The sequence below is a fragment of the Candidatus Brocadia sapporoensis genome (genome assembly GCF_001753675.2).
Classification (GTDB): Bacteria; Planctomycetota; Brocadiia; order Brocadiales; family Brocadiaceae; genus Brocadia; species Brocadia sapporoensis.
Map to the genome: position 1 here is coordinate 1 of NZ_MJUW02000028.1, position 10,069 is coordinate 10,069.

General features: G+C 44.8%; 8 protein-coding genes and 1 pseudogene. 5 read left to right on the plus strand and 4 right to left on the minus strand.

Annotated features, from left to right (window positions below; all coding sequences use genetic code 11):
• Nucleotides 1-115: 115 nt before the first annotated feature.
• The 3 genes from BIY37_RS02565 to BIY37_RS02575 all read right to left on the minus strand — a co-directional run bounded on the left by BIY37_RS02565 (nt 116) and on the right by BIY37_RS02575 (nt 6,836).
• Entirely contained in the window at nt 116-2,293 is a 2,178-nt protein-coding gene (locus BIY37_RS02565; RefSeq protein ID WP_070066277.1) for a Tex family protein, read from the minus strand.
• A 475-nt stretch (nt 2,294-2,768) separates the two neighbouring features.
• Nucleotides 2,769-3,728: an SPL family radical SAM protein gene (locus BIY37_RS02570; protein WP_070066278.1), complete on the minus strand. Its 960-nt coding sequence runs from the start codon at nt 3,726-3,728 to the stop codon at nt 2,769-2,771.
• Between the two features lie 441 nt (nt 3,729-4,169).
• On the minus strand, nt 4,170-6,836 hold the full coding sequence (locus BIY37_RS02575) for a PDZ domain-containing protein (protein ID WP_070066279.1): 2,667 nt from the start codon (nt 6,834-6,836) through the stop codon (nt 4,170-4,172).
• Nucleotides 6,837-7,166: 330 nt separating this feature from the next.
• On the opposite strand from BIY37_RS02575, the gene BIY37_RS13350 reads away from it, so the two are divergent.
• The 5 genes from BIY37_RS13350 (at nt 7,167) to BIY37_RS13065 (ending at nt 9,203) form a co-directional block, all read left to right on the plus strand.
• Complete coding sequence (locus BIY37_RS13350; RefSeq protein ID WP_179129237.1) at nt 7,167-7,307, plus strand: hypothetical protein; 141 nt, start codon at nt 7,167-7,169, stop codon at nt 7,305-7,307.
• A complete protein-coding gene (locus BIY37_RS14250) occupies nt 7,300-7,386 on the plus strand; it encodes a ribonuclease HepT family protein (protein WP_420886178.1) in 87 nt (28 codons plus the stop codon). The genes BIY37_RS13350 and BIY37_RS14250 overlap by 8 nt, the downstream gene beginning before the upstream one ends.
• A 197-nt stretch (nt 7,387-7,583) precedes the next feature.
• The gene (locus BIY37_RS02585) at nt 7,584-8,447 is read left to right on the plus strand and encodes an HD domain-containing protein (protein ID WP_080324791.1); all 864 of its coding nucleotides are present in this window, start codon (nt 7,584-7,586) and stop codon (nt 8,445-8,447) included.
• Nucleotides 8,448-8,566: 119 nt separating this feature from the next.
• A complete protein-coding gene (locus BIY37_RS13775; RefSeq protein WP_261340827.1) occupies nt 8,567-8,809 on the plus strand; it encodes a biotin/lipoyl-containing protein in 243 nt (80 codons plus the stop codon).
• Nucleotides 8,810-8,927: 118 nt separating this feature from the next.
• Nucleotides 8,928-9,203: a hypothetical protein gene (locus BIY37_RS13065; protein WP_143299134.1), complete on the plus strand. Its 276-nt coding sequence runs from the start codon at nt 8,928-8,930 to the stop codon at nt 9,201-9,203.
• Between the two features lie 292 nt (nt 9,204-9,495).
• Here BIY37_RS13065 and BIY37_RS02595 read toward each other — a convergent pair.
• A pseudogene (locus tag BIY37_RS02595) lies at nt 9,496-10,069 on the minus strand (RCC1 domain-containing protein); the annotation flags it as partial.

The following is a 10,069-nucleotide window of genomic DNA, read 5'->3' on the forward strand; positions in this document are numbered from 1 at the left end:
ATAACGATATGCTATAATCATGACATCCCTTCGGGATTACAGAATCAATATTTTGTTCACTCATAGGGTTTGTGAGCGAAAGTACGCTGAATAGTTACGTAAAAACAAAGAATGTCTACTCTTTGCGGATCTCTGCGTTGCTTCGCTCTCTGTTTATTTCCGGCTGTTTTTTCAGGGAAAGAGAGATCCTCTTCCTTTTCAAGTCCACATCCAATACGGTAACATTCACTTTCTGATGAACTTTAACCACCTCGTTGGGATTCTTTACAAAGCGATCTGAAAGCTGGCTGATATGTACTAATCCATCCTGATGTACCCCGATATCGACGAAGGCGCCGAATGCAGTTATGTTAGTCACCACACCGGGGAGTTTCATACCCGGAGTAACGTCCTCGATTTTTTCTATCCCTTTGGTAAAACTAAACATTTCAAACTCCCTGCGCGGATCACGGCCTGGTTTGGCCAATTCCTGCATGATATCGCTGAGCGTGGGCAACCCCACCGAATCTTTTACATATTTTGTGAGGTCAATCCTGTTCCGGAGATTCTCGTTTTGTATTAAATCAAGTACCGAACATCCCATGTCCCTTGCCATAGCATCCACAATATGATAGCTTTCCGGATGAACAGCGCTTCTATCAAGGGGATTCTCCGCATCCCGGATGCGCAAGAATCCTGCCGCCTGCTCAAATGCCCTCGGCCCTAATTTACTGACATGCTTCAATTCCTCTTTGGACCGAAACGGGCCGTGTTCATTCCGGTATTCGACGATATTTCCGGCAAGCTGATGTCCCAGTCCGGATATGTACATGAGCAACTGCTTGCTTGCCGTATTGACCTCAACGCCAACGAGATTTACGCAACTGCTAACTACGTCATCCAGACTGTGTTTTAAGACTCCCTGATCAACATCGTGCTGGTATTGTCCCACACCTATGGATTTAGGATCTATTTTTACCAGTTCTGCAAGAGGGTCCATAAGCCGTCTGCCGATAGACACTGCCCCGCGCACCGTCACATCCTGGTCAGGGAATTCTTCACGGGCAACATCCGATGCAGAATAGACAGACGCCCCGCTTTCATTTACCATAACGACCAGAATCTTTTTGTCCAGATCGAGCGTTTTGATAAACGCCTCAGTTTCCCTTCCCGCGGTACCATTTCCTATTGCAATAGTTTCCACCCCAAACTTATTGCAGAGGCTGATAATCTTTACGGCTGCCTCAGATAAATTTTCCCCGGACTGATGAGGGTATATCGTATCGGTATGAAGGAGTTTCCCTTGCCTGTCCATACAGACGACCTTACATCCCGTGCGAAAACCCGGATCGATGGCGAGGACGTTTTTTTGCCCCAACGGCGATGCGAGCAAGAGTTGCCGGAGATTTTCAGCGAAGACCCTGATTGCTTCTTCATCCGCTCTCTTCTTTGTCTCCAGCCGTATCTCTGTTTCCATAGATATAGACAAAAGCCGTTTATAACAATCCTGAACGGCAATCTTGACATGCTGTGATGCGGCGCCCTCTCCTTTCACAAAAAGCGACTCCAGGATGGCAAGGGCTTCTTCTTCCGGTGGGAATACCCGCAGGCTTAAAAAACCCTCCTTTTCGCCACGCCTCATTGCTAAAATTCTATGAGACGGGGCTGTCGATACGGGCTCTTGCCAATCAAAATAGTCCTTATACTTAACCCCTTCATCTTCCTTGCCTGTAATTATCTTTGTCCTGAAAATGCCTTTAGCAACAAAAAGCTCCCGAATCTTCTCCCTGGCATTTTGATCCTCATTAACCCATTCTGCAATAATATCCCGGGCGCCTCCAAGGGCATCCCCGATGGAATCAACCCCTCTTTCTGCATCAAGAAAGGCTTCTGCTGCAGCAAAAGGATCGGTATCATCCTGGGTAAAGATACGCTGAGCCAAAGGTTCCAGCCCCTTTTCTCTGGCAATGGTAGCTCTGGTGCGCCGCTTGGGCCGATAGGGTAGATAGATATCCTCCAGTACTGCCATCGTTTCTGTCACAAGAATTTTTTCTTTCAGTTCATCTGATAGTTGCCCTCTCTCCTCCAGCGATTTAAGAATGGCTTCACGTCGTTTGTCCAGTTCCCGGAGTTGGCCGATCCGGTCGCGAATCGTTGTGATGGCTATTTCATCCAGAGATCCGGTAGCTTCCTTTCTATACCGGGCAATGAAGGGCACCGTAGCGCCATCATCCAGGAGTGTGGAAGTTGTCAGCACTTGTTTTGCCGTTAGATTGAGTTCTCTGGCAATCTTTTCGATCTGCCCATTGCTCATAATATCATCTCCTTAATAATCATCCATTGTCTGAACTTTCGATAAGATGTTCAGAAGTTTAACGAAATTGTTTGAATCTGAATACATCCAGATTCTGCACGAAATATGGCTGTTTTGGTATGGTTAACCTGTTTATGCGATAATCTGTTCCTGAAAAAACATCAAAATTTATTCTTTGAGTCTATAAAGAATACGTTATTGTGGACATTGTTTTACGCGAACACGGCAACATCTTAGGACGCCATATGTTAAAAGAAGTTGAGTTCCGTTTTAGCCGAGGGAAAGATAGTTGCTACGGTAAGCAATGGCAAACACCGTCTAAAACAGAAATAAAATATTTGTTGTAATGCATTGAAATACTGGTGGACACAAAGATGTAGATACCGTATTCATGGAGTAACTGCCCCGTACACATTTCTATGGGGGTGGATTCTGTTAAACGTTTAAATAAAATGGGAGTTCCTACACGAGAAAATCAAACACCTTCCTTGAGCAGCGCTTTCTGTTCAAAGGACTTTTCGAAATGCCGGCCCCAGTTCTCACCACACAGCGGTTCCTCCGTAATATCCGGATTCTTACAGCCGCATACATAGGCATGTATCCCAAAATCCTTCGCCCATCGCGAAATATTCTCATAAGCCCGCTTTCTATATTCCACGGATAGGGCAGTCACGCGGGATTGCTCTGCACGGAGATTCAGGGAGATCGCGTTTTTATAATGTCCCAGAATCCTCTGTAGAAAAGGCGTGTCCCTCAGCGCCTCACATAGGTTCTTCTTTATTTTTGGCCTTAGGAACAGGTAATTGATACCCGTGGAATTCACTCCCAACCCCTGAAGCACCTTAAATAAGGCGTTTAAATTTGACTCTGTATCAGTTACGCCAGGAATCAAGGGGTCTAATTTTACTTCGGATACAATGCCTGTCGCACGAAGCCGTTTGATATTGAGTAATCTTTCTTGTGGCGTTGCTGCAAACGGTTCCATCTTTTTCTGAATATCCCGGTCTAATGTTGTAATACCAATCTGGACGTGTACCAATTTCTTGTACTGGTCAAACAATTCCAGGAATTTCAGGGGAATCCTGCCTTTTGTCAGAAGATTTATCCCGATACCGTATCCGAGTAAAATATTCATTAACTCATAGGTTATCCTGAGTACCTGGGGTATTGGCTGTATGACATCGCAGGTAGAACTGAAAAAAACATAGGCCGGCAGCTTTCGTCGGGTGGACAATTCTTTCTTCAATTTTTCAGGCATGTTCCCATAAACAAGCACCTTGCCGTCACCCGGATAAATCGAGTATCCCCTTGCATAACAATAGACACATTGATGTATGCAACCCAGGGCTGGATTGATGGATGCCACCAGACTGAGGCATTTTAGGGTAGATCTGGTTAGGACATAACCTTTACGTTCGATAAAATCTATCTGCATAAGATTTATTTTGGATTACAGAATCCGGATTTTAGATTTTAAACTCAACTGTTATGGTTTCTGGTATTTTTGATGGATAAAACACTAATGGCTGTTGTTTATCATTTTTCCCCATGAAATAATTAAACAACACAGTATCAATAATTTTCATCATCTTTCGTAATTCAAGACAAAGCAAGGTTGTATTCGCCTCTTCCGGATGCAACGGATAGATTCAAAATAAAGTTGAATCTCCGGCCTTGCCCTCTGTAGCTAGCGGCAGTAGAAGCCCGTGGATGAAATACCTGATTGCCAATGAATCTTCATTCCAGGTTATTTAAAACTTTCTGCAAGGCGTAATCATATTTTTGCGAATTTTTTCTGTGCTCTTCTTCATACCATTATGGTAGATCTTTTTCTGCTTTGTAGATTAACTTTATGAACACGGAATCGCTCATCATCTCATTTATTTAACACCAACCCCCCGTTGGAGCGATACAACAACAGATGTTCTGCAATGAGATCATGAAAGGTATCATGATCTCCCTGGTAGTCGATTAAGATCCCTATGCCGCTAACTTCCTCGGTCTTTGATGGTGTTGAGACGCCCTGACTATGATTGTTTGCATCATAAATATCATTTCCGCAAAAATCCGCCAGAACCCCGATACCTTTTTCCAGGCCAACGCCCTGCGAAGTAGTTTTACTCCGATACGTGTCGTTCCCGTAATCACCCACCAGAAACCCAATGCCGGTGTCGTGTCCACACCCCTGCGAAACACCAAAGGTAGATTCGTAGGTATCGTCTCCGTAGGTATCCTTTAAAAATCCGATGGCTGAATGGATGCCAGCACCCTGGGCATAACGCCCGGCATGGTAGGTATCATTGCCGTGACCGTCCCATAAAAATCCCAGGGCGAAATAATAGCCGCTGCCCTGCGAGAAATAATCTCCATAGTACTGATCATCTCCTTTCCGATCTATCAGCATGCCAAGCCCACCCGATGCGCCAACAATAGATTCTTCCGGCCGGATACCCATCCCCATTCCCTGTGACATAGACTGGGACGATTTCTCCGGATCACGGAAATCCGGATATTCTCCTCCGGCAAAGTAGAAATCTTTTCCACAGACATCTAGTAGTACACCCAACCCCTTGGTAAATCCTACACCCTGGGCAAATTGCCGGCTAAAATAAACGTCATTACCGCTCAGATCGTTCAGCAGGCCTGCCCCAAAAAAACCGGCCCCTTGATTTACAACGTGACCGCTATAGAAATCGTTACCGTCATCATCTCTTAACATTCCTATGCCATAGATGCATGACCCCTGTGAAAAATCCTGACTTATATATTTGTCACTCCCCTTACAATCCCACAGGATTCCGACCCCAAATCTTCCGGTGCCCTGCGAGAATGCGGTATCTGTATGATAAATATCATCTCCAGACAAATCGATGCAGAGGGAAACCGGAATGTCCTTGCGGGAAGAGCCCGCGTTGTTGAAGTAATAGTCATTCCCTCCCAGATCGATAATCATCGCAGCATCGCCATAATAATATGACGTACCTGTTCCACCCACAACGATTTTTCCCACGCTTGTATCCTGCACAAACAAAATATCACCGGCAAAATCCTGTGATGTTCCTATCCCCTCTTTCTCTAACTCTTTCCCGCCAGGGGAGGGTGTCCTATTTATTGGTAAATCACCTGTTTTCGTTTCCCCAGTCACTGTAACACTCTCCGATGATTTGTCTCTCATGGATGCTTCATCAGGAATTTCTTGATGGTTTGCACATTGAAGGGATGCCGGCAGGTGAAATGGTGTTACGGTAGGCGATATCGCGTCGGGATGTGCCTTTTCCTGCCCGGCTGCACCCTGTTCATACCTGAAAGGTGCAAGTTGACTCAACAGCAATGATGTCGCTTTAAACAACTTTGCCAGGTTAATCTTTTGGGATAGCGCCAGTATTCTGGCAAGATCCTGCGGTTCAATCTTCTCGTTGGGCAACCAAACTTTATGGGCGTTTTGATACAGAAATCCTGCCTCTTCCGGTGACAAGTCCCTGAATGCTCCTTCCACAAGTGCAACACAGGACGGCAAACTGTCGATGATGATCTGGAGTTGCTCCTGTAAAGAATCGCTCGTTCTTATTTTTTTATGTGGATCAGTATCTGGTGGAATCACGGTTTTATTGGCCATCCCCTCATCCCTGTCATCGGGCCAATCTATTTTAATATCCAACAATTCCGCAGCATAGCCAGGTTGAGCACAGAAGTCCTTTCCGCAAAATGTATCAACGATAGCCTGCCCAATCTTCGGTGTATCGAAGGGGTGTAACATAAAATAGTTTATGATGGATAAACGAAATGGATTGACCTTGTCGTTGGATTGAAAACCTTCCCGTGCATATGCCTCCTCTCCAATGCGCTGTAATGTTGTACCAAGCAGATCCCTGTATTTTTCGTTTTTAATCGCAAATTCAATAAAACTCATCCTGGAGTATTCTGGGTCGGGAGATGTCTTTCCTCCTCCATTCGGAGATAGATCTTCAGCAGGCATATCCGTCTTTTGCATAAAGCTGGATAGAGAAGAGGCATCCATATCCTCACCAGTAAGTTTGGATCTTGTCTCTGAGAGAAAAGGGGGATCTGATACGGACACACCTTTTAGCAGTTTCCCAAAGAGCCTCGGTGTAAATACCATTTCAACATTATCTCGGAAAACCGTAAGCGCAGGCATACCCCCAGTACCGATGGCTTCTATGGCCTTCTTGAATTGAATGATGTTGAGATTGTCCGTGCCGGGGATAGATTCATTATTAATCTTCGAAATAATATCTCCCGCCTTTAAGCCGGCCTCAGCGGCGGGTGATCCCTGGGTGATCTCTTTTACAAGAATGCCCTTTCCTTCCGCATCTTCCATAAAGATACCCAACCAGCCTTTATTGAAATTGACCCTATCTCTCTCAAATCCCAGAGTTTCAAGATCAAAAAAGCCTTTTGTGCTAAAACTCTGTCCATCGACAGGGACGTGCACATCTTCTTTCGCAAAAGCATCGGAGAGCACGGCGGATAGTGCCAGAATGGCAGAAGAAAGGAATATGAAATGCAATATTTTCTGAAGCATAAAAAACTTGCTTTCTGATAGATTTTGCAGCAACTGAGTTTTTTGAAAATTTTCAATACAAACCGGGTATTACATGCAGTAGGGGCAGATTTCAAACCTGCCACTACAAGACAACATTATTCATACAGAGGGTTTTTTTAAAAAATTAAATTGTTGCAAATTTTTTAAGAAAGATCCGGTGCTTTTCTTATCCTGCTCCCCGGGAAGGGTTATTTTGATAACGCAACAGCCATAAAGAAAATTCAGGATAATAGAAGCATCTGCCAAAAGCAATGGGAAAATAAAAAGAAAGATTTTTGGTAAAAAAGTCGATTTAGTGATAAAGACCGCATGGATTTTAAAAAGAGAAAAAGATCTCTTTGCTGTAATAAGAGGTATTATAAGGTTATTGATGAAGCAAAAGAATTTCCCCGGGACGATGAGGAGCAGATACCCGGAAATACCAAAGAATGGCATGGTGGGTATGCATGATAAACGTATTCACGAATATTTTGGCGTGGATGTAGTTTTCCCACAGAAAACTATCCAACAGGATTTACCGAAATTTTAAGTGCTTATTTCAAAAGTCGCGGATGAATTGAAGGATGTGAATACTAGGGATACATTTTGTACTTCTTTGGAAACCCTGAACCACCAGACAGGCAATCGCCTTCCAACACACGAGAAATGCCTTGATACGAAGCTGGATTTCCGTTATAAATTGATCGGCTTATACCTATCATCTATTAAAGCGGGAGTCTTAAAATCATGATACGAAAGGCATTCCTTCTCAAAATTTTCGATGCTGCTTACATGCAAAGATGGAACGATAAGATACGTCCTACAGAGCTAATAGAACTGGATAAACAAGCCCACAAAATGGTAATTGCCTATTTTTTAGGTAAATTCGAGGAAGATAAGCAGGATTTTAACTGGATAGATATCATTGAAGGGGGGATTTTTGAACTTTTACAGCGTATTGTCATTACGGATTTAAAGCCGCCAATTTTTTATAAGATAAAAGAGGATGCGGATAAATACCAGCAATTAAACGAGTGGGTTTATAAGGAATTGCAATTCATCCTATCGCCTTTGGGCAGGGATTTCTGTGAAAGATTTTGCAGGTATTTTTTAAGGAGTGACGACACATTAAACAAGAGGATCTTAAGCGCCGCTCACTTCTATGCCACGAAGTGGGAGTTTAACATTGTTGAACATGCAAATCCACAGGGCTACGAGATAGATACGATAAGAAAAGATTTACAGGAAAAGCAGGAACGATACTATGATTTAAAGGGTATGGATCAATTGACAAAGCATTCAAAATATAAAAATTTCATCGACCTGTGCGGTCAGCTCAGGTTCCAATCAAGATGGGCTCATCTCCACAGGATACCAAAGACCTCCGTCCTTGGGCATTCGTTATTTGTTGCGATACTCTCTTATCTCTTTTCCCTGGAAATCAAGGCATGCAAGAAAAGGTGTGTTAACAACTACTTTACCGGCCTGTTTCATGACTTGCCTGAAGTTCTTACCAGAGATATCATTTCTCCTGTAAAAAGGTCGGTCGAGGGGCTCGGTGATCTGATAAAAGGATATGAAAAAGAGCAGATGAGGAAGGAAAAACGTTAATTTTTAAACTGGTAGCCATAAGTCCGGCCAATGAGGAGGGAAACTGTACTGTATTCTTTGAATTTAACGGCCAGCCGCGTGAGGTAGTTATTGCCAATCGCAAGATATCAGCTTCAGTTATCAAACACCCTCAGTCAGAGGAGGAAAACGCCAAACATGTCGGAGCCCCAATGACGGGTATGGTTGTTAATGTGAAAGTAACCGCCGGTGACAAAGTCAGCAAAAACGACCCTCTTCTTATTATGGAAGCCATGAAGATGGAAGCGACCGTTTATGCTGAACACGACGGTATAATTGGCCAAATACTGGGTAAGGCAAAAGACAGTGTTGAGGCCAGAGATCTCCTGATCATCTACAAATAACGTAAATGAAAAATAGTAGTCCAATAGCTGAAGGAGAAATTCAAACGGTCAGAAACCATTATTAACGTCCAAAAAACTTCCGGAAATACCTCGGATACCACCAGACCCACCAGAAGAGATGATACGTACTGCTGAATCCTTTGCTCAACAGGTGCACACCAAAGATGTCTGCGAGGCACTAAATACTATAAGAGCGAGTTATTATTACTGCCAAAGGCGCAGAAATGACCTTTCCTGTAAAAGAACATCTTCGACGCCACATCCGGCATTGTCAGAGCGGGAACAGCAACCGGTACGATATGAATCAGGACTTCATCGATTTATCCCTCTTGTTTCCACCCGTTTACAGAAGGAACGAAGCCTATACGTTGCGATATTGGTAATCCATGAATAACGTAGCGCCGATCCTTTATGGTCGGCCTTCATGTTACCCGTTTTGCCGATCCCTTGTGGTCGGCAAAACCAGCGCACACGCCATGCGTCCGATGTTTCGGCGTGTCCTCACGCCGAAACCCGTTGTCTGTGACTCCCGATTCATTTCCGTACCGAAGGTTAGCTCCTGTTTCGGTGAGAGGACTCACCGAAACAGGAGCCATGAATGCGTAGCGCGGGTGGCTTGTCCCCCGCCTGGCGTGCCCAACAGTTTACCGGCCACAAGGGATCGGAGCTACGCATCTGGCACTGCCTCACCTGCCTTTCTTCCTCTTTGACTTCTTTGTCCCGGCATCGCCCGACATTATTTTTACTTTCACCTTTTCCTGCCCGTGCATCGTGCTTATGCCGTTGTAGTCTACATCCTCCAGCTTGTAATAGTATGTGCCTTTGGCTGGCGGCGTGTCTGTGTAGCTGTACTTCGCCCCAGTCGTGGCATTGCCCATGGCAGGAATGAGCGTATCGTTGATTTTTTTATAATCGCCATCTTTCTTTATGGAACGGTAGAGATTGAAGCCCGCATTATCGACCTCTGTTGCCGTCTTCCACGTCAGGGTAACGCTGCCATCTTTTCCCGCCTTGGCGTGGAAATAAGCCAGGGTAACGGCTGTTGGTGGAGGCGTTGGTTCCGGAGCGCCCCCGCATACGGTAATGTCATCAGCTTGAACAGAGACGTTACTCTTGGAAATAGCTCCATTCCCCAATTGACCATACCCATTGTGCCCCCACGCCCAGACCGTGCAGTCAGACTTCACGGCCAGACTGTGATACGCTCCAGCGGCAACGGCGACCACGCCGCTGAGGCCACTCACCTGGACAGGGGTGCTT

What these genes read in the sequence shown, in the direction of transcription:
- BIY37_RS02565 (WP_070066277.1), bottom strand. Translation starts at nt 2,293, where the DNA reads ATGAGCAATGGGCAGATCGAAAAGATTGCCAGAGAACTCAATCTAACG.
- BIY37_RS02575 (WP_070066279.1), bottom strand. Translation starts at nt 6,836, where the DNA reads ATGCTTCAGAAAATATTGCATTTCATATTCCTTTCTTCTGCCATTCTG.
- BIY37_RS02585 (WP_080324791.1), top strand. Translation starts at nt 7,584, where the DNA reads ATGATACGAAAGGCATTCCTTCTCAAAATTTTCGATGCTGCTTACATG.
- BIY37_RS13350 (WP_179129237.1), top strand. Translation starts at nt 7,167, where the DNA reads ATGGATTTTAAAAAGAGAAAAAGATCTCTTTGCTGTAATAAGAGGTAT.
- BIY37_RS13065 (WP_143299134.1), top strand. Translation starts at nt 8,928, where the DNA reads ATGATACGTACTGCTGAATCCTTTGCTCAACAGGTGCACACCAAAGAT.
- BIY37_RS02570 (WP_070066278.1), bottom strand. Translation starts at nt 3,728, where the DNA reads ATGCAGATAGATTTTATCGAACGTAAAGGTTATGTCCTAACCAGATCT.
- BIY37_RS14250 (WP_420886178.1), top strand. Translation starts at nt 7,300, where the DNA reads ATGCATGATAAACGTATTCACGAATATTTTGGCGTGGATGTAGTTTTC.